The 18,223-nt window shown below is 75.0% G+C and carries 16 protein-coding genes; 4 read left to right on the plus strand and 12 right to left on the minus strand.

Annotation, left to right across the window (positions count from 1 at the left end):
* Nucleotides 1–61 precede the first annotated feature (61 nt).
* On the plus strand, nucleotides 62–616 hold the full coding sequence (locus tag DER29_RS19590; protein ID WP_121398644.1) for a low molecular weight phosphatase family protein: 555 nt from the start codon (nucleotides 62–64) through the stop codon (nucleotides 614–616).
* Here the strand turns inward: DER29_RS19590 and DER29_RS19595 are convergent.
* The gene (locus DER29_RS19595) at nucleotides 597–2,057 is read right to left on the minus strand and encodes a polysaccharide biosynthesis tyrosine autokinase (RefSeq protein WP_121398645.1); all 1,461 of its coding nucleotides are present in this window, start codon (nucleotides 2,055–2,057) and stop codon (nucleotides 597–599) included. The genes DER29_RS19590 and DER29_RS19595 overlap by 20 nt on opposite strands.
* A 333-nt stretch (nucleotides 2,058–2,390) precedes the next feature.
* Here DER29_RS19595 and nhaA point away from each other — a divergent pair, with 333 nt between their 5' ends.
* The gene (gene nhaA, locus DER29_RS19600) at nucleotides 2,391–3,713 is read left to right on the plus strand and encodes a Na+/H+ antiporter NhaA (RefSeq protein ID WP_121398646.1); all 1,323 of its coding nucleotides are present in this window, start codon (nucleotides 2,391–2,393) and stop codon (nucleotides 3,711–3,713) included.
* 91 nt (nucleotides 3,714–3,804) lie between these two features.
* Here nhaA and DER29_RS19605 read toward each other — a convergent pair whose 3' ends face one another.
* The 9 genes from DER29_RS19605 to DER29_RS19650 all read right to left on the minus strand — a co-directional run bounded on the left by DER29_RS19605 (nucleotide 3,805) and on the right by DER29_RS19650 (nucleotide 11,422).
* The gene (locus tag DER29_RS19605) at nucleotides 3,805–4,095 is read right to left on the minus strand and encodes a hypothetical protein (RefSeq protein ID WP_199729365.1); all 291 of its coding nucleotides are present in this window, start codon (nucleotides 4,093–4,095) and stop codon (nucleotides 3,805–3,807) included.
* The gene (locus tag DER29_RS19610) at nucleotides 4,092–4,454 is read right to left on the minus strand and encodes a DUF1622 domain-containing protein (protein WP_121398647.1); all 363 of its coding nucleotides are present in this window, start codon (nucleotides 4,452–4,454) and stop codon (nucleotides 4,092–4,094) included. The genes DER29_RS19605 and DER29_RS19610 overlap by 4 nt, the downstream gene beginning before the upstream one ends.
* A 38-nt stretch (nucleotides 4,455–4,492) precedes the next feature.
* Nucleotides 4,493–5,080 (minus strand): TMEM165/GDT1 family protein, encoded by a 588-nt coding sequence (locus tag DER29_RS19615; RefSeq protein WP_121398648.1) that lies wholly within the window; start codon nucleotides 5,078–5,080, stop codon nucleotides 4,493–4,495.
* Nucleotides 5,081–5,339: 259 nt separating this feature from the next.
* The gene (egtD, locus tag DER29_RS19620; protein ID WP_121398649.1) at nucleotides 5,340–6,305 is read right to left on the minus strand and encodes an L-histidine N(alpha)-methyltransferase; all 966 of its coding nucleotides are present in this window, start codon (nucleotides 6,303–6,305) and stop codon (nucleotides 5,340–5,342) included.
* Nucleotides 6,306–6,350: 45 nt separating this feature from the next.
* Complete coding sequence (gene egtC, locus DER29_RS19625; RefSeq protein WP_121398650.1) at nucleotides 6,351–7,097, minus strand: ergothioneine biosynthesis protein EgtC; 747 nt, start codon at nucleotides 7,095–7,097, stop codon at nucleotides 6,351–6,353.
* A 145-nt stretch (nucleotides 7,098–7,242) separates the two neighbouring features.
* Nucleotides 7,243–8,580: an ergothioneine biosynthesis protein EgtB gene (gene egtB / locus DER29_RS19630; RefSeq protein WP_121398651.1), complete on the minus strand. Its 1,338-nt coding sequence runs from the start codon at nucleotides 8,578–8,580 to the stop codon at nucleotides 7,243–7,245.
* On the minus strand, nucleotides 8,577–9,809 hold the full coding sequence (gene egtA / locus DER29_RS19635) for an ergothioneine biosynthesis glutamate--cysteine ligase EgtA (protein ID WP_121399350.1): 1,233 nt from the start codon (nucleotides 9,807–9,809) through the stop codon (nucleotides 8,577–8,579). Before egtA ends, egtB begins: the two co-directional genes overlap by 4 nt.
* 205 nt (nucleotides 9,810–10,014) lie before the next feature.
* A complete protein-coding gene (locus DER29_RS19640) occupies nucleotides 10,015–10,776 on the minus strand; it encodes a hypothetical protein (RefSeq protein ID WP_158619060.1) in 762 nt (253 codons plus the stop codon).
* A gap of 16 nt (nucleotides 10,777–10,792) precedes the next feature.
* Complete coding sequence (locus DER29_RS19650) at nucleotides 10,793–11,422, minus strand: RNA polymerase sigma factor (protein ID WP_121398654.1); 630 nt, start codon at nucleotides 11,420–11,422, stop codon at nucleotides 10,793–10,795.
* Between the two features lie 549 nt (nucleotides 11,423–11,971).
* Between DER29_RS19650 and DER29_RS19655 the strand changes: the two genes are divergently transcribed.
* Together DER29_RS19655 and DER29_RS19660 are read left to right on the plus strand one after the other, a co-directional pair.
* Nucleotides 11,972–13,333, plus strand: coding sequence for a serine/threonine-protein kinase (locus tag DER29_RS19655; protein WP_121398655.1), 1,362 nt, complete (start codon nucleotides 11,972–11,974; stop codon nucleotides 13,331–13,333).
* 257 nt (nucleotides 13,334–13,590) lie between these two features.
* On the plus strand, nucleotides 13,591–14,853 hold the full coding sequence (locus DER29_RS19660; RefSeq protein WP_121398656.1) for a nucleotide sugar dehydrogenase: 1,263 nt from the start codon (nucleotides 13,591–13,593) through the stop codon (nucleotides 14,851–14,853).
* A 59-nt stretch (nucleotides 14,854–14,912) separates the two neighbouring features.
* Here DER29_RS19660 and DER29_RS19665 read toward each other — a convergent pair whose 3' ends face one another.
* Nucleotides 14,913–17,396 carry an ABC transporter permease gene (locus DER29_RS19665; protein ID WP_121398657.1) on the minus strand — a complete coding sequence of 828 codons (2,484 nt, stop codon included), beginning with the start codon at nucleotides 17,394–17,396 and terminating at the stop codon, nucleotides 14,913–14,915.
* The gene (locus DER29_RS19670; protein ID WP_121398658.1) at nucleotides 17,393–18,187 is read right to left on the minus strand and encodes an ABC transporter ATP-binding protein; all 795 of its coding nucleotides are present in this window, start codon (nucleotides 18,185–18,187) and stop codon (nucleotides 17,393–17,395) included. The genes DER29_RS19665 and DER29_RS19670 overlap by 4 nt, the downstream gene beginning before the upstream one ends.
* Between the last annotated feature and the right edge of the window lie 36 nt (nucleotides 18,188–18,223).

Here is an 18,223-nt window from a genome sequence, read left to right on the forward strand (position 1 = left end):
CCGACGGCCGGCGGCCGGCGCGGCGCCACCGCCCGCGACGGCACCGACGAGAGGGGTCCGCATGGTCGACCGGGTGCTGTTCGTCTGCCACGCCAACCTGTGCCGGTCACCGATGGCCGAGTACATCGCCCGTCGCCTGCTGGCCGGGCGCGCGGTTACTGTCGCCAGCGCCGGCACGGACGCCGTCGACGACCTGCCGATGCACCCGTACGCGGCGGACCTGGCGGCGGAGACCGGTGGGGATCCCACCGACTTCCGCAGCCGCCGGCTGCGCCGGGAGCACCTGGTCGGGGCGACGCTGGTGCTGGCCGCGACGCGCCGCCAGCGCTCGGTGTGCACCGCCCTCGCGCCGGCCGCGCTGCACCGGACGTTCACCCTCCGCCAGTTCGGCCGGCTGGCCGCGGCCGCCGACCCGACGACGGATCCGGCCGACGGGCCCCTGCGGGCGGCGGTCGAGGCGGCCGCCCGCGCCCGGGGGTGGCTGCAACCCGCCACCCCCGACGCGGACGACCTGCGGGACCCGATCGGCGGCACCGTCGCCGACTTCCGACGCTGCGCGGAGGAGATCGAACGGTCGATGCGGCCCCTCGCGGCGCTCATCGCGACAGCCGGGTGAGTTCCTGCGTACGGTCGCTGACGACGTCGTCGATCCGCTCCGCGTGCCGGGCGGACGGAGCCGCGTCGGCCGGCACGTCCGGAGTCGCGGCGGCGGCGACCACCCGGTAGGCCTCGTACTGGTACGCCTCCGCCTTGGCCACCTTCGCCATGTTCAGCACGCAGCCGAGCAGCCGGACGGAGACCGAGTTCAGGGCGCGGGCGGCCTGCGCCACCTGGCTGCGCGAGGTGCGACCCTGCTGGGAGACCAGGAGCGCGCCGTCGGCCTGCACGGCCACCACCACGCCGTCGGTCACGGCCAGCAGCGGGGCGGTGTCGATGATGACGATGTCGGCGGACTCCCGCAGGGCGAGCAGCAGGTCCGCCATCGCCTTGGAGCCGAGCAGCTCGCTGGGGTTGGGCGGCGCCGAGCCGCTGGGGAGCACCAGCAGGGACTTGTCGCCCCAGCGCTGCACCACGTCACCGACCTGGACGTCGCCGACCAGGACGTCGGTGAGCCCGATGCCCGCGTCGAGCCCCAGGTAGTCGGCGACCTTCGGGCGGCGCAGGTCGGCGTCGACCAGCAGCACCCGCCAGCCGGCCTCGGCCAGGGCGATCGCCAGGTTGCAGGAGAGCGTGGTCTTGCCCTCGCCCTGAAGCGCGCTGGTGACCGCGATGACGCGGGCGGGCTCGTGCACGTCGACGAAACGCAGGTTGGTGCGCAGCTTGCGGACCGCCTCGGCCCGGGCGGAGTTCGCCGCCGCGCCGACGATCAACGGCTCCGACTTCGCGGTGCTCTCGAAGGGGATCTCGCCGAGCAGCGGGCTGCCGGTGGTGCGCTGGAGGCCCGCGGCGTCGCGCAGGCGGACGTCGGCGACCCCGCGCAGGATCGCCAGGCCCACGCCGGCGAGCAGGCCGAGCAGCGTACCGACGGCGAAGTTGCGGACCGGCTGCGGCGAGACGGGCGTCGGGGTGACCCGGGGCCCGCTGACCACCTCGATCCTGATCGGGCCGGCCTTGCCGTCCGAGGTCGTCTCCACCTTCTGCACCAGCTCGACGAACTTCGCGGAGAGCACTTCGGTGACCTTCAGGGCCCGGTTCTGGTCCGTGTCGGTCACCGACGCGCGCAGCAGCACGGTGCCGGTCTCGGTGGAGGTGCTGACCCGGCGCTGGACCTCCTCGGCGGTGAGCCCGACCGGAGCCTCGGCGACCACGCTCTGCGCGAGGCGGTCGCTGGTCAGCAGTTCCGCGTACGACTTGACCCGCTGTTGGAGGAAGAGGCCGCCCTGGTAGGCGTCGGTGACGCCCTGACTGGGCGTGGTGACGAAGAAGGTCACCGAGGCGACGTAGCGGGGCTGTGCCCGGACGGTGACGAGGGCCGTGACGCCGAGCGCGACCATGACGGTGAGGAGCACGATCCACCAGTGCCGGCGCACGAGGCGGAGTTGGCGGTACAGGTCCATCAGGCGCGCCTCCGTACCAGGCCGGTAACGCCAAAAAACTTCACGAAAACCCCCAAGGTCGACTTAATCTCGTGAAACCATTAAAGCGACTCATACGTCTTATGTCCCGAGTTATGCGTTTTCACCCCTTGACATCCGGCCCCGACCCACCACCGGACAAACGGGCGGACGGGGTCCCGGGTGGCGGGGAGAAACCGACCGGACGTGACGTCGCCGGCAATCACCCGTCCCGACTCGCCGGTCACGGCGGCGCTGGATAGGGTCGGGGACGGTGTGCCGGGAAGCCTGGTCGGCGTCGACCCCTGCTGCCCGAGACAAGGTGGATCCCGCGCCATGACCGACCGCGCCCCGCACGCCGACCGCCCCCGCCCGCCCCGCCGGTTCTTCTCGCGTACCTCCTGGCCGGAGGCCCGGTTCCTGGCCGACGTGCTGCGGACCGAGACCGTCGGCGGCGGCCTCCTGCTGCTCGGCGCGGTGATCGCGTTGGTCTGGGCCAACTCGCCCTGGGGGCCCTCCTACGCCGCCCTCGGCGAGTGGGTGCCCTTCTCGGGCGGGGCCGCCCTGCACCTGGACCTGGACCTCGCCGCCTGGGCCGCCGACGGCCTCCTGGCGATCTTCTTCTTCGTCGTCGGGCTCGAACTCAAACGCGAGTTCGTCGCGGGCGACCTGCGCGACCCCCGCCGGGCGGCGCTGCCCGTGATCGCGGCGGTCGGCGGCATGGCGGCGCCCGCCCTGATCTACCTCGGGATCAACCTCGCCGCCGGCGGCGACGGGCTGCGGGGCTGGGCCATCCCCACCGCGACGGACATCGCCTTCGCCCTCGCCGTGCTGGCCGTCATCGGCTCCCACCTGCCGCAGGGCCTGCGCGCCTTCCTGCTGACCCTGGCGGTGGTCGACGACCTGCTCGCCATCACCATCATCGCGATCTTCTACACCGCCGACTTCAACGCGCTGCCGCTGCTCGCCTCCCTGGTCCCCATCGCCCTCTTCGGCCTGCTCGTGCAGCGGCGCAAGACGTGGTGGTGGGCGCTGATCCCGTTGGCGGCCACCGCGTGGGTCCTCATGCACGCCTCCGGGGTGCACGCCACCGTGGCGGGCGTCCTGCTGGGCTTCACCGTGCCCGTCCTGCGGGGCAAGGCCGGCGACGCGCACGGGCTCGCCGAGCACCTGGAGCACCGCTGGCGCCCCATCTCGGCCGGCTTCGCCGTGCCGATCTTCGCGTTCTTCGCGGCCGGGGTGTCGCTTCGGGGCGCCGACCTGGGGGCCATCGTCACCGACCCGATCGTGATCGGCGTCGTCGCCGGCCTGGTGCTCGGCAAGGTCGTCGGGATCTTCGGCTCGACGTTCCTGCTCGCCCGGTTCACCCGCGCGCAACTCGACGAGGACATCACCTGGACGGACCTGCTCGGCGTGGCGCTGCTCGCCGGGATCGGGTTCACCGTCTCCCTGCTGATCGGCGAACTCGCGTTCGGCCCCGACAGCGCCGCCGACGGCAACGTCAAGGCGGCCGTGCTGACCGGCTCGGTGATCTCCGCACTGCTCGCCACGGTCGTGCTGGTGCGGCGCAACGCCGCCTACCGGCGGATCGCCGAGGCGGAGCGGGTGGACGCCGACCACGACGGCGTGCCGGACGTCTACCAGCGCGGGCAGGACTGAACCTGCCGGCTCGTTCAGCGCCGGTCGCCGGGGGCGCACCGGCCGGTCGCCGGGCCTGCCGTTGCTGCTGTCGGCGGGGGCACGGTGTCGCTCATCCGGCCGCGTCCGGAGCCCGCGCCGGCGGGTTTCGGACCCGCCCCGGGGGCCCGGCCGGTCCGCCGGCGGTGAGCGCGGCCCAGAGCAGCCGGCGCAGCAGGACGATCGACGCCGCCGCGGCCAGGGCCGTCCAACCCTGGCCGCCGGCCAAGCGCAGCAGCCCCGCGGCGGTCAGCAGATCCAGCAGCACCCGCATCGCGCACCGCCAGGAGCCCGTGCCGAGCAGCACCGACAGCCCGGCCAGTGCGGCGAGGGCGGTGATGGCGGTGACCAGGGCACGGATCACCTGGCACGCTCCGACTCCCGGACCTGCTGCTGCTCCTGGCGGATCTCCCGACCCAGGAAGTAGTTCAGCGCGGTCCGGATCGCGGCGATGGCCGCCAGCTGGCCGATCTGGGCGAAGGTCGGCGAGACCGCCGTACGCAGGATGTCCGCCGCGAGCTGGAACTCCAGCCCGAGGGTGAGGAACCGCCCCAGGGAGAGCCGGATCGGCGTGAACACGGCGGCGCTGCGGTGCCGCAGTCCCTCGACCACGAACCGCAGCGCCGCCCACGCCGCCCCGACGAAGATCACCACCGCCCCGGCGACCTCCACCGCGGTGACCAGGGCCTGGTAGCCGTGGCGCAGGATCTCCTCGACGCCCATCCGCTGGCGTTACCCGGCCAGCCCGGCGGTAGTCGACGTCAGGTGAGCTGCGTGACGGCCTCCAGGATCAGCCAGAGCCCGCAGATCGCGAAGAGCACCGCCGCGCCGTACTTGATCGTCTTCTCCGGCAGGCGCTTGCCGAGCATCCGGCCGACGAGGATGGCGAGCGCGTCCGCCGCCACCATGCCGATCGTCGAGCCGAGCCAGGTGCCGAACCAGCCGTACTGGGTGGCGAGGGTGATGGTGGCGAGCATGGTCTTGTCGCCCAGCTCGGCCAGGAAGAACGCGACCGACACCGCGACGATGGCGGACTTGCTGGTTTTCTCGGCCTTGCGCTTCTCCTCCTCGGTGAGGGTGTCACCGCGCAGGGTCCAGGCCCCGAAGCCGAGGAACGCCACGCCCGCGACGAGCGAGATCCACTCCGTCGGCAGCGCGGCGCCGAGCCCGTAGCCGATCGCCACCGAGGCCAGGTGCACCACGGCGGTGGCGACGGTGATCCCGATCAGGACCGGTACGGTTTTGAAGCGCGTGGCGAAGGTCAGGGCCATCAGCTGGGACTTGTCCCCCAGCTCCGCGACGAAGATGACGCCGAAGCTGACCACCAGCGCGACGAGGAAACCTTCCATGACATCCTTCCGGATCAAGCCGGGAGGAGGTACGGGGGCGCCCTCGACCCGGCTGCAACAGCCTGGGTCGAAGGTCTCGCCCGCCTCGGATGACGAGGCCGCGTGGCCGGATGCGGAACGCACCAGTGTGTCGACCACGACATTGGGGGCTACTCCCCTTCGCGCCGCCCAGCCTAGCCGATCACCGGTCGGGCCGGCCCCGGCGGGTGAAGATGCTCACCCCCGGGCGACCCGCCCCGGTCACCCGCGGCCCCACCGGTCACTCGGCGCGGGCCAGCGTGACGCCGAAGAGGCCGTCCGGATCGGTCCAGAAGGCGTGGGCGGCGAAGCGGGCCGAGCCCAGCTCGGCGGCGATCCCCTCGGGCCGGAACTTCGCCGACACCTCCGTGCGCAGCTCCTCGCCCTCGGCGAAGTCGACAGTCAGGTCGAGCACCCGTACGCGCATCGGCCGCCGCGCCCGCAGGCGCATCTCGATCCACTCCCGCTGCGGATCCCAGAGCGCGACGTGGGCGAACCCCGCCGGATCGAAGTCGGCGCCCAGCTCCCGGTTGACCACCCGCAGCACGTTGCGGTTGAACTCGGCGGTGACCCCGGCCGCGTCGTCGTACGCCGGCACGACGATCGCCGGGTCCTTGACCAGGTCGGTGCCGATCAGCAGCCAGTCCCCCGGCTCCAGCGCGGCCCGCATCGCGGCGAGGAACCGCGCCCGCTCGGCCGGCAGGAGGTTGCCGATCGTGCCGCCGAGGAAGATCACCAGCCGGCGCCCGCCGGTCGGCAGGCGGTCCAGGTGGCGGGTGAAGTCCCCCACGATGCCGCGCACCCGCAGCCCGGGGTAGTCGGCGGCGATCTCGGCGGTGGACTGCCGCAGCGCGCTGACCGACACGTCCAGCGGCACGAACGTGCCGAGCCCGCCCCGGCGGGTGAACGCGTCCAGCAGCAGCCGGGTCTTCTCCGACGAACCCGAACCGAGCTCGATCAGCGTCTTCGCCCCGGTCAGCTCGGCGATCGTGGCCGCCCGCTCGACCAGCACCGCGCGCTCGGCCCGGGTCGGGTAGTACTCCGGCAGGCGGGTGATCTCCTCGAACAGCTCGCTGCCGCGGGCGTCGTAGAACCACTTGGGAGGCAGCCACTTCTCCTCGGCCGTCAGGCCGGTGCGGACGTCCTCCCGCAGGCTGCGGCCCAGGTCCTGCTCCTCCAGGTGGATCTCCAGCGGCTCCGCGCTCATATCGTCCCCTTCGTCGTCGGGTGGAACGTCCCTGTCGGCCGGCAGTCAGACCTCGGCGAGGGCGCGGACGCGTACCCCCGTGGCGGTGGCCTCCACCAGTTGCCCCTCCGGCACCGCCTGCCAGCCGGGGTCGTCGTCGTGCGGCTCGGACGCCAGCAGCACCGAGGCCGGCGTCGCGCGGATCGACAGCGCGTGCCCGGCCACGCTGGCCACCACGGTGCGCCCGTCGGTGAGCAGCAGGTTGAGCCGGGACCCGGGTGCGGCCCCGGCCGCCGCCGTCACGGTCTCGGCGATCGCGCGCGCCGGCTTCACCCCGGCCCGCAGCCGGTGCCGCACCAGCGCCCACAGCAGCGCCGAGTCGGTGGCCGCGTCGAGGGTGAGCAGATCGCGTACGGGCAGGGTGGCGGCGAGCGGGACCATCGAGTCGGGCCAGCCCCGCACCACCCCGTTGTGGCTGAACAGCCACCGCCCCTCGGCGAACGGGGCGGCGGCCCCGTCGAGGACCGCCATGCCCACCGTGGCGGAGCGGACGGCGGCCAGCACCGCGCCGGCCGAGGTGACCTGCGCGAGCTGGGCGATGGTGGGGTCGCTCCAGATCGGCTGCGACCGCCGGTAGCGCACCGGCTCACCGTCGCCCGGGTACCAGCCGACGCCAAAGCCGTCGGCGTTGATCGTCCCGCCGCCGCGCATGTCGCGGGGCGCCCAGGACTGCCGCACGAGGGAGTACGGCGGGTCGAACAGCAGTTCCCGCAGGGTTACCGGCGGCCCCAGGTAGGCCAGGTGGCGGCACATCAGGCGGCACCGCCCGGCCCGGCGACGCGGTGGCCCGGCTGCCGGCCCCCGGCGCCGCCCGGTCCCGGGTCGAGGCGGCCCCGGTGTGGGCCCCGATGGAGGGCACGCGGTCGGCGCGCGACCCGGCCGTCCGGCGGCCCCGTCCTCACGGCTGCGACTCCTCCGGCCGGGCGTCGCGCGCGCAGCGGAAGCCGCTGAAGATCTGCCGCCGGATCGGGAAGTCCCAGTTGCGGAAGGTGCCCCGGCAGGCGGCCCGGTCGGTGCCGAACGACCCGCCGCGCAGCACCCGGTGGTCGTCGCCGAAGAAGACCTCCGAGTATTCGCGGTAGGGGAACGCGGTGAAGCCGGGGTGCCCCCGGAACGGGGTGGAGGTCCACTCCCACACGTCGCCGATGAGCTGGTGCACGCCCAACGGCGAGGCGCCGGCCGGGTAGGCGCCCACCGGGGCGGGCCACAGGTGCCGCTGGCCCAGGTTGGCGTGCTCGGCGGTGGGATCGTCGTCGCCCCAGGGGTAGCGACGGGAGCGGCCGGTGACCGGATCCCAGCGGGCCGCCTTCTCCCACTCCGCCTCCGTCGGCAGCCGCCTGCCCGCCCAGGCGGCGTACGCCTGCGCCTCGTGGTAGCAGACGTGCACCACCGGCTCGTCGTCGCGCACCGGCGCCCACCTCCCGAACCGCCGGTAGGCCCAGCCGTCGCCGTCGCGTCGCCAGTGCATCGGCGCGACCAGCTCCGCCTCCCGACGGTGTCGCCAGCCGGCCGGGCTCCACCAGCGCGGGTCCTCGTAGCCGCCGTCGGCGATGAACTCGCGGTACCGCCCGTTGGTCACCGGCGCCGCGTCGATGGCGTACGCCGGCAGGTGGACCCGGTGGGCGGGGCGCTCGTTGTCCAGCGCCCACGGGTCGGTGTCGGTGCCCATGGTGAACTCGCCGGCCGGCACCAGCACCTCGGCGGCGACCCGGGCCGTCGGTTCCGGCGGCGGCGGGGCGTGCAGCACCGCCGGGCCGGCACGCAGCTGGTGGGTGGCGAGCATCGTCTCGTCGTGCTGCTGCTCGTGCTGCACGATCATGCCGAAGGCGAAGCCGTCGACGACCAGCGGCCGGTCGGTGAACGCGACGCGGTCCAGCAGGTCGAGCACCTTGTCCCGGACGGTGAGCAGGTAGGCGCGGGCCTCCTGCGGGGGCAGCAGTGGCAGCGTCGGGCGGTCCCGGCGGGGCTGCTTGAACGCGTCGTACAGGTCGTCGATGTCCCGCCGGACGGGTTCGCGCCCGCCCACGTCCCGGACCAACCAGAGTTCCTCCTGGTTGCCGACGTGGGCGAGGTCCCAGACCAGCGGGGACATCAGCGGCGAGTGCTGCCGCATCAGGTCGGCCTCGTCGACCGCCTCGGTCAGCAGGGCGGTGCGGGCGCGGGTGCGTTCCAGCTCCGCCGCGATCCGGCTGCGCAGCTGCTCCGGGCCCGTCCGGCGCGTGGTCGCTCCGGTCACCGGTGACTCCTCCCCGCGGCGTCCCGTCGCCGCCGTACGCCTCGGTCGATGTCGTCGTGCAGGGCCGCCGGCAGGTCGAGCCGGGGCAGGGCCGCGAGGGCCAGGTCGAACAGGTCCGCCGCCGCGGCGGCCAGCGCCGGGTCGCGCAGGCCGTGGCGGGCGGCGGCGTGCCAGCGGTGCGCCACCGGCCCGGCGACGGCGCGGGTCGCGCGGACCGTGCCGGGGTCGGCGAGCAGAACGGCCAGCACCGCGAGCGGGAGCACCCAGCCCCGGCCGGGCTGCGTGTCGAGGTAGCGCAGCTCCAGGTAGCCACGGGGTCGCACCGGCGGAAAGAGGGTGCTCACGTGGTAGTCGAGGTCGTCGGTGGTGGGCGGCCGGGGCAGTGCCCCGTCGACCCAGTCGGCGAACGTGATCCCCGGCGGCGGCGTCCAGTCCGGGCCGTCGCCGCGCACGCAGAGCAGCGGCGCGGCGAGGACGTACCTGGTCCAGGCCGTGACCGGGTCTGCGTCGCTCTCCGGCGTCCACACCGGACGGGTGCGGGCCGGGTCGATGCCGTACCAGGCGGCCATCCGGGCGGACGCCCAGCCGGTGCTGCGCCCGGCGTGCCGGTCGGCGGTGGCGAACGCGGCCAGCAGGGGCGGCCCGAGCGCGTGCACCGCCGCCCAGCGCTCCGGCAGGTGCTCCGGCTCCCCGGCGTCCAGGCAGACCTGGAGACCGGCGGTGCTGTACATCATCGTCCGGCCGGCCGGGCCGCGCCGGTCGAAGACGTGGCGCATGGCGCGGTAGCGGGGGCCTTCGACCACCGGGCGGGGCGGCCGGTGCGGGTCTATGCCGCTGCGTCCGAGGACCAGCCCGGCGGCGTCGAGCAGGCCGCTCAACTCGGCGATGTCGCCGTCGGTGGCGTGGATGAGGGTGGCGAGCGAGGAGCGTGGCACGGTGGAGATCTCCAACTGCCCGCCGGGCTCCACGGTCACGGTGCCACCGTGCGGGAGCGGCTCGGCGGGACTCGCGCTGTCGAGGGTGCGGGGGCTGTGTCGCCCCAGGGCCGCCCGGAGCCGCTCGCCGTCGACCGGGCGGGCGGGGTCGGCGGCGTCGTGCACGGTCCATTCGAGTTCGACGCCGGTGCGGGTCGGCGGGCCGGTCTTGAAGCAGATGCGCGCGAGGTGGCCCTCGGCGGCGGCGGACTCCCGCAGGACGGTGGTCCGGTCGATCTCCGGCGACGTCACCACGGCATGGGCCCCCTTCCCGGCCGGCTTCCGTTCCGTGTCACCGTAACGCCACCCACCGTCATCGGCGCGGGCGTCGGTGGCCCCACCCACTTCTGTCTAGCAGACGAATTCCGCGCGACAGGCCGGAACGTGCAGCGGAAACGGGCGGCCCTCGCCCGTCGCGACGGGCGGGGAGAATCAGCGACCGGGACCGACCGCGAGGACGTCAGCCGGCCGGGGTCGGGGTCAGGGTCGGCCCCTTCCCCGGCTTGTCCGGCGACGCCTTCGCCGCCGCCTCGGGCACCAGTTCCCCGCAGAAGCCCTCGACCCGCTCCCGGCCGCCCGCCGCGGTCACCAGGTGGGCGAACGAGGGGCTGTCCAGCGCCTTCTCCCGCTGCGCCGGCTTCTTGGCCAGGTACGCCCGGCAGAGCCCGCGCAGTTGTTCGGTGCGCTGCTGCGGCGTCCCGGGCGCGTCGCCGGCCGTGCTGCCGGGAACGGGTGCGCCCGAGGTCGCGGCGGCGGAGGAGCGGGGCGGGGTCCCGGTGGGGCGGCCACCGGTGTCTCCGGTCGGCCCGCCCCGGTGCGGGTCCGTGGTGGCCGGTGCCGGTGCCGGGGCCGCCGGCGTCGGGGTGGCGGGGCGGGGCGGCGGGGGCGGGTCGTCGGCCCGGTCCAGCGTGACGGCCGCGAAGGCGGCGCCCGCGGTCGCGGTGACCGCGATCCCCGCGCCCCATGCCACGGCGCCGGCGGTGAACCGGCGTCGGCGTGGCGACGGGACGCCTCCGGCGGCGGGGCCGGCCGCACGGGCCGCCCGGAAGGCGGCCACGGCGTCCTCCTCCCCGGCCAACTCGCCGGGGCGGGCGGGGGCGGCGGCGGCGGAGAGCAGCCGGGCGAGCGGCTCGGACCCCTCGGTGTCCGGTGTACGGGCGGCGTCGAGGAGCCGGTCGGACGCGCCGCGGTCGGCGGGCCGCTCGGTCCGGCGGAAGAACATCCTGAGTCCCCTCACGTCAACCGTCCGCCGGCTCGGCGTGCGACGGCTGCCGCCGGCCGGTCCGCGGTCGGGGCGGCGCGGCGGCCTCGGGGGTGGCCGGTGACCGGCTCGGGTCGTAGCGTTCCATCAGGGCCGCGAGCCGGCGCAGCCCTCGATGGGCGGCGGTACGCACGGCACCGGGCCGGCGGCCGAGCACCCGCCCGGCGGTCTCGGCGTCCAGCCCGACGACCGCGCGGAGCAGGACGGCCTCGGCCTCGCGGGGCGGCAGGGTGGCGATCAGCGCGAGCGCCGCCTCGGTGCCGATCGTCTCGCCGGCGCGTTCGGCGGTGTCGGCGTCGCCGGCCAGCTCGGCGAGCGCCTGCACCGGCACGGGCAGCGAGGGGCGACGGCGTTGCCGGCGCAGGTGGTCCATGGCCCGGTTGCGGGCGATGGTGACGGTCCAGGCCCGGAACTCGCCACCGGTGAAGCTGGGCAGGTCGCGGGAGATCTGCAACCAGGTCTCGGAGGCGACGTCCTCGGCGTCCGCGCCGACCAGGGCGGTCAGGTACCGGAGCAGGCCGGGCTGGAGGCTGCGGTAGAGGAAGCGGAACGCGTCCTCGTCGCCGGCCTGGGCCGCCACGACGGCCTCGTTCAGCTCACCCGCCATGGGCTCGCCGCTTCCGTCCCGTGGACACGCGCAGGCGGCGCACGCCGACCTGGGCGTGCGTGAGGCAAGCACGGTCCGGCAACCGGACCTGATCCCGCACCCTCAGCCCCCCGCTGACCTGATCACGCCCGGGACCGCGTCGCCCGGACGGTACGTCTGGACTCCTGCCGTGGCGGCACGGCAGGTGGCGCAGGTGCCGCGGCGACGCCGTGGGGCGGGCCCGAGTCGGGCTAACGCTAGGAGCGCCGGGTCGATCGGGCAAGCCCGCCCCGGTGGGCAGAAGAGTGAGAATTATCTAGCCGTTCGGACGGCCCGTCGCCGTAACGACGCGGAGGCCCGGGACGCTGCACCACCCTCGGTGGGCGCGGACGGCGGCGCATTCGGCCAGCCCACGGCGGACATGGGGGGAATGTCGTCACAGACGGTCCACGGGCGCTCACAGCCTATCCGAGGCGGGTCCGGTCCCGCCGCCCCCGGCGTGCGGGCGGCACGGGTCGGGGCGACGGCACGCGGCGCGCCGATCCCCGCCGGTCTGGGTACGGTAATGCTGTGTTGTCATCGGAGGTCGTACTCAGCGGTCGCTACCGCCTGGACGAGCGTGTCGCCACGGGCGGCATGGGCGACGTCTGGCGGGGCAAGGACCTCGTCCTCGGCCGCCAGGTCGCGGTCAAGGTCCTGCTGCCGGCGCTGGTCTCCGACCCCGACTTCATCGCCCGCTTCCGTGCCGAGGCCCGGATCATGGCCGCCCTGCGCCACCCGGGCATCGTCCAGGTCTTCGACAGCGGCGAGGACGACCTGCCCGACGGCGGGCGGGCCGACTACCTGGTCATGGAGTTCGTGACCGGTCAGCCGCTGTCCAAGCGGATCGAGGCCGCCGGGCGTCTCGACGTGGCCGAGACGATGACGATCGTCGCGCAGGTCGCGCAGGCGCTGCACGCCGCGCACCTCGGCGGGATCGTGCACCGCGACGTCAAGCCGAGCAACCTGCTGGTGCAGGAGGACGGCAGCGTCGTGCTGGTCGACTTCGGCGTCGCCCGGTCGACAAACATCACCAGCATCACCAGCACGAACGCCGTGCCGGGCACCGCGCTCTACATGGCGCCGGAGCAGGCCGCCGGCCGACCGGTGTCCGGCGCGACCGACATCTACGCCCTCGGTGCCGTGGCCTACTGCTGCCTCAGCGGCAGCCCGCCGTTCACCGGCGACAACCCGCTCCAGGTCGCCGTGCGCCACCTCGACGACGAGCCGCCGGAGTTGCCGCACGACGTTCCGGAGGCGGTCCGCGCGCTGGTCTCCCGCGCCCTGGCCAAGGATCCGGCCGACCGGTTCAGCAGCGCGGCGGCGATGGCCGAGGCGGCCCGCGCCGCCGTGTCCGACCCCTCCGCGCCGACCGCCATGGTGCCCGCCGCCGCGGCGGCGGGCGGCGTCGACCCGGGCACCCGCACCGACGTGCCGGTGGCCGCGACCGCCGCCCGCCGGAGGCGACGCGGCACCCTGGTCGGCGCGGCGGCGGCGGTGCTGGTGGCGCTGGCCGGGCTCGGCGCGGCGCTCGGCATGACCAGGGAGGCCGACGCACCGGCGGTCAAGGTTCCGCAGGCGACCACCCCGGCCGCGGAGCCGAGCGGGGGCGCCGAGGCGCCGGCGGACCAGGAGGACGCCCCCGTCGACCCCGGCCGGCCGTTCCGGCCCACCGGCTCCACCTCCAGCCCCTCGCCGTCGGCCACCGCGCCGCCGGTCACTCCCCAGCCGAGCGGGTCGGCGGCTCCGGAGTCGCCGGACCCCACCAAGAGCGACGATCCGCCGGCAGCGACGCCCAGCAACCCCGCCCCGACGCAGACCACACCGCCGGCGCCGGAGCCGACCGAGACGCAGACCACCCCGGTCGACCCGGCCAATCCGCCGGTGGTCTGAACCGCCGGCCCTGCCGGGAGCCGCAGCGCGCTGGGCCTGTGCATGGGCTCCGGCGGACGGTCGCCCGGCGACGCCGCGGTCACCCATCTCGGGCCACGCGGCGGTCCCGCACGGCCGCCCGAGGTCGCCCCGCGTGATCCTGCGGCGACGCTGCGGTCACCTCACTGGCACCGATAATCCCAAACCGGACTTACGGGCACACAAATCGCTCTAGGCTCCTCAGCAGGTCCTTTCCGCCGTCTGCCTCGGGAGCCCGGGTGAGCGTTGAGAAGTTGGTCGTGATCGGCCAGGGGTACGTCGGCCTGCCGCTGGCCATGCGGGCCGTCGAGGCCGGCCTGGACGTGGTCGGCCTCGACGTCGACTCCGACCGGGTCAAGCGGCTCGCGTCGGGCGAGTCGTTCGTCGAGGACATCCCCGCCGACCGGCTGGGCCGGGCGCTGGGCAGCGGCCGGTACCGGCCGAGCACGGCGTACACCGACGCGGAGGGCTTCGACATCTGCGTGATCACGGTGCCCACGCCGCTGCGCGACGGCACGCCCGACCTCAGCTTCGTGGAGCAGGCCGGCGTCGGCATCGGCCCGTACGTGCGGCCGGGCTGCACCGTGGTCCTGGAGTCCACCACCTATCCCGGCACCACCGAGGAGCTGCTGCGCCCGTTGCTGGAGTCGGCCAGCGGGCTGCGCAGCCCGGGCGACTTCCACCTGGGCTACAGCCCCGAGCGGATCGACCCGGGCAACCGGACCTGGCGCCTGGAGAACACCCCGAAGGTGGTCTCCGGGGTGGACGCGGTCGCGCTCGCCCGGGTGGAAGGGTTCTACCGCCGGCTCGTGGAACGGACCGTGCCGGTGGACTCCACCCGGGTGGCGGAGCTGACCAAGCTGATCGAGAACACGTTCCGCCAGGTGAACATCGCCCTGATCAACGAGCTGACGATGCTCTCCCACCACCTCGACATCGACGTCTGGCAGGCGATCGAGGCGGCGGAGACCAAACCGTTCGGCTTCATGCCGTTCCGGCCCGGCCCGGGGGTCGGCGGGCACTGCCTGCCGATCGACCCGTGCTACCTGTCCTGGCAGGTCAAGCGGCGCCTCGGGCGGCAGTTCCGGTTCATCGAGCTGGCGAACGACGTCAACCACGAGATGCCCGAGCACGTGGCCCAACGGATCATGAACGGGTTGAACCGGACCGGTCGCGCCGTCAGCGGGGCCCGGCTGCTGCTGCTCGGGCTGGCGTACAAGAAGAACACCGGTGACATGCGGGACTCCCCCGCCGTCGACGTCGCCCGGCGGCTGCAGGCCCTCGGCGCGGACGTCCGGGCGGTGGAGCCGTACGCGGAGCCGCACCAGATCCCGGGCGGTGTGCTCGTGGTGGAGCTGACCGAGCGGGAGGTCCACGCGGCGGACGCGGTGGTGGTGGTCACCGACCACGACGACTTCGACTACGACCTGGTGACCCGGCACGCCCGGTACGTCTTCGACACCCGCAACCGGTGTGCCGGCCCCGTGGTGGAACGCCTGTAGACCCGGCACCGCTGGCCGGTCCCGTCACCTTGACGGGCGACGGGACCGGCCGGCGGATGTCACTGGTCGCCGAGCGCCTCGACCACCGGCCGGGACAGCGCCCGGCGGGCCGGCAGCACCGAGGCGACCAGGGCGGCCACGACCGCGACCCCGAGGATCAGCGCCAGCTGCCCCACCGGCAGCACCACGGCGAAGTCGCCGCTGATCCGGGCCAGCAGGGCCATCGCGGCGGCGCTGACGCCGGTGCCGAGCCCGACCCCGAGCAGCGCGCCGACGAGCGCCATCAGCACCGCCTCGACGGCCAGCATGGCGCGCATGCGCCCCCGGGTCAGGCCGACCGCCCGCAGCACGGCGTTCTCCCGGGTCCGCTCGACCACCGACAGGCTCAGCGTGTTCGCGACCCCGACCAGCGCGATCACCACGGCCAGGCCCAGCAGCGCGGTGACGAGGGCGAGCAGCATGTCGACCGTGGCGGTGAGCATCTTCTTGTACGCGCCCTGGTCCATCAGGTTGGCCGTCGGATACCGGGTGACCACCGCCTCGATGGCGGCCCGGGCCCGCTCGGCGGAGACCCCGTCGGCGGGGTCGATCTCGGCCAGGTAGCCCCGCTCGTCGGGGAAGAGGGCGGCGAAGTCGGCGTCCACCACCTCGATCACGTGACCGTCGGGAACGGTGCTGCCGGCGAGCGTCGGTCCGTCGGCGGTGACGACCGCGGCCACCCGCAACGACCGGCCGCGCACGGTGACGGTGGAGCCGGTCGTCCAGCCTCTGGCCTCGGCCAGCTCCCGGTGCACCAGCACCCACCCGGGTCCCAACCGGCCGACGTCGCCCGCCACGACGCCCGTCAGCGTCCGGGCCACCAGGGCGGGGTGCGCGGCCTGGATCTGCACGCCGGCGGCGACGGCGCCGCGCTGCTCGTGCACGACCGCCAGCTCGGGTCGGGCGCGCAGCTCGGCCACGAGCGGCGCCGGCAGGTCCCCGCCGATCCCGGTGACCAGCCAGTCGACGCCGATCTCCGCGTCCACGCTGCGCTCGATGCCGTCCTTGGTGCTGCGGGCGCCGACCACGAAGGCCGACACCAGTCCGATCCCGATCACCAGGGCTGTGGCGGTCGCGGCGATCCGGCGCGGGTTGCGCACGGCGTTCGCCACGGCCAGGCCGGCGGTGGCCCCGAACAGCCTGCGGGCCGGCCACCCCAGCACCCGGACCAGCGCCGGCACGAGCACCGGGCCGAAGAGCACGATGCCGAAGAAGGTGAGCACGCCGCCGGCGGCCACGAGCACCACCTGGACGGCGTACGCGGCGCCGACCAGCGCGGCGATCCCGGCGGCGAAGACCAGCGCCCCGGCGGTCAGCCGGAGCCGGCCGGCACCCCGGGCGGGCTGGACCGCCGCGTCGGTGAGCGCGGCGACCGGGGCGATCCGGGTGCCCCGCCACGCGGGCAGCAGGGCGGCGCCCATCGTGATCGCCGTGCCCAGGAGCAGGCTGACCAGCACGGTCGACCCGGTGACGGTGAGCCCGCCCGAGGCCGGCGCGTCGAGCCGCGCCAGCACCTGGTTCATGCCGCCGGCCAGGGCCACGCCGACCAGCACGCCGGCCGCGGAGGCGACCAGCCCGACCAGCGCGGCCTCCAGCAGCGCGGCGCGGAACAGCTGGCCCCGGGTCGCGCCGACCAGCCGCAGCAGCGCCGTCCGCCGGGTCCGCTGGGCCAGCACGATCGCGAAGGTGTTGGCGATGACGAAGCCGGCGACCACGACGGCGACCCCGGCGAAGGTCAGCAACGCCATGTTGAACTGCTGCAGGTCGCGGACCGCGTCGGTCACGGCGTCGTCGAGGATGCGCTGCCGGGACTTGACGGTCGCGCCGGCGCCGACGGCCCCGGCGGCCCGCTCGGCGAGCGCCGCCTCGGCCACGCCCGGCCGGGCGGCCACCATGATCCGGTCGTAGCCCCGCTGGCCGGTCACGGCGAGGGCGTCCGCGCCGACCAGGCCGATGAACGGGCCGCCGACGTCGCGGGCGGTGCCGGCCACGTCGACCGTGCCGACCAGGGTGTACGGGCGGGCCGCTCCCCCGCCGCCGCCGACGCGAACGGAAGCGCCCAGGGCGAAGCCCTCCTCGTCGGCGGTCGCGGCGTCCAGCACCACCTCGCCCGGGCGGTCGGGCAGCCGGCCGGTCACCACGTCGTACGAGCGCAGGGCCTCGTCGACGGGGATGGCGGCGAGGACGGCGTAGCCGAGCACGGGGCGGCCGTCGGCGCCGACGACGCCGCCGGAGCCGAGCAGTTCCCCCTCGGCGGCGGCGACCCCGTCGAGGGAGCGCACCTTCTCGACCAGGGCGGCCGGCAACGGGTCGTCGGTGGTGGAGTGGACGGCGAGGTCGGTGTGCCGGTCGAACGCCCCGGCCCGCTCGTACGCGCCGGCCCGCATCCCGTCGACGAAGATCAGCGTGCCGGCGATGAACGCGACGCCGAGCACGACGGCCAGCGAGGAGAGCATCAGGCGCAGCGCCTCGGCGCGCAGCTGGCGCAGGGTCGTGCGGATCACCGGGTCACCGCCTCGCGGCCGGCGGCCGGTACGCGCGCCGGGTCGAGGCCGGCGAGCGCGTCGAGCACGCGCTCGGCGGTCGGCGCGGTGAGGTCCCGTACCGGTCGGCCGTCGGCGAGGAAGACCACCCGGTCGGCGTGCCCGGCGGCCGAGGGGTCGTGGGTCACCATGATCACCGTCTGGCCGAGGGTGTCGACGGCCTCGCGGAGCAGGCGCAGCACCTCGGCGCCGGAGCGCGAGTCCAGGTTGCCGGTCGGCTCGTCGGCGAAGATGACCCACGGCTTGGTGATCAGCGCGCGGGCGACCGCCACCCGCTGCTGCTGGCCGCCGGAGAGCTCGGCGGGACGGTGGCGCAGCCGGTCGGCGAGCCCCACCGCGGCGACGACCTGGCGCAGCCAGGCCCGTTCCGGCCGCCGGCCGGCGATCGCCAGGGGCAGCACGATGTTCTCCTCTGCGGTCAGCGCCGGCAGCAGGTTGAACTTCTGGAACACGAAGCCGACGCGATCGCGGCGCAGCAGGGTGAGCCGCTTGTCGTCGAGGCCGGCGAGGTCGGCGTCGCCGATGCGCACGCTGCCGGAGGTGGGCCGGTCCAGGCCGGCGAGGCAGTGCATGAGGGTGGACTTGCCGGAGCCGGAGGGGCCCATGATGGCGGTGAACCGGCCGGCGGCGAAGTCGACGTCGACCCCGTCGAGGGCGACGACGGCGGCCTGGCCGGAGCCGTACCGCTTGGACAGGCCGCGGGCGGTGACCGCGACGCCGGCGGTGGCGTGCGCGGGAGGTGCGACGGACACGTGGAGCTCCCCGTGGAGATCGTGGCTGGGACGTCT

Source organism: Micromonospora sp. M71_S20, assembly GCF_003664255.1.
Taxonomy (GTDB): domain Bacteria; phylum Actinomycetota; class Actinomycetes; order Mycobacteriales; family Micromonosporaceae; genus Micromonospora.

Excerpts from the sequence above, each read along its gene's own strand:
- DER29_RS19590 (WP_121398644.1), top strand. The coding sequence starts at position 62 with ATGGTCGACCGGGTGCTGTTCGTCTGCCACGCCAACCTGTGCCGGTCA.
- DER29_RS19595 (WP_121398645.1), bottom strand. The coding sequence starts at position 2,057 with ATGGACCTGTACCGCCAACTCCGCCTCGTGCGCCGGCACTGGTGGATC.
- nhaA (WP_121398646.1), top strand. The coding sequence starts at position 2,391 with ATGACCGACCGCGCCCCGCACGCCGACCGCCCCCGCCCGCCCCGCCGG.
- DER29_RS19610 (WP_121398647.1), bottom strand. The coding sequence starts at position 4,454 with ATGGGCGTCGAGGAGATCCTGCGCCACGGCTACCAGGCCCTGGTCACC.
- DER29_RS19615 (WP_121398648.1), bottom strand. The coding sequence starts at position 5,080 with ATGGAAGGTTTCCTCGTCGCGCTGGTGGTCAGCTTCGGCGTCATCTTC.
- egtD (WP_121398649.1), bottom strand. The coding sequence starts at position 6,305 with ATGAGCGCGGAGCCGCTGGAGATCCACCTGGAGGAGCAGGACCTGGGC.
- egtC (WP_121398650.1), bottom strand. The coding sequence starts at position 7,097 with ATGTGCCGCCACCTGGCCTACCTGGGGCCGCCGGTAACCCTGCGGGAA.
- DER29_RS19640 (WP_158619060.1), bottom strand. The coding sequence starts at position 10,776 with ATGTTCTTCCGCCGGACCGAGCGGCCCGCCGACCGCGGCGCGTCCGAC.
- DER29_RS19650 (WP_121398654.1), bottom strand. The coding sequence starts at position 11,422 with ATGGCGGGTGAGCTGAACGAGGCCGTCGTGGCGGCCCAGGCCGGCGAC.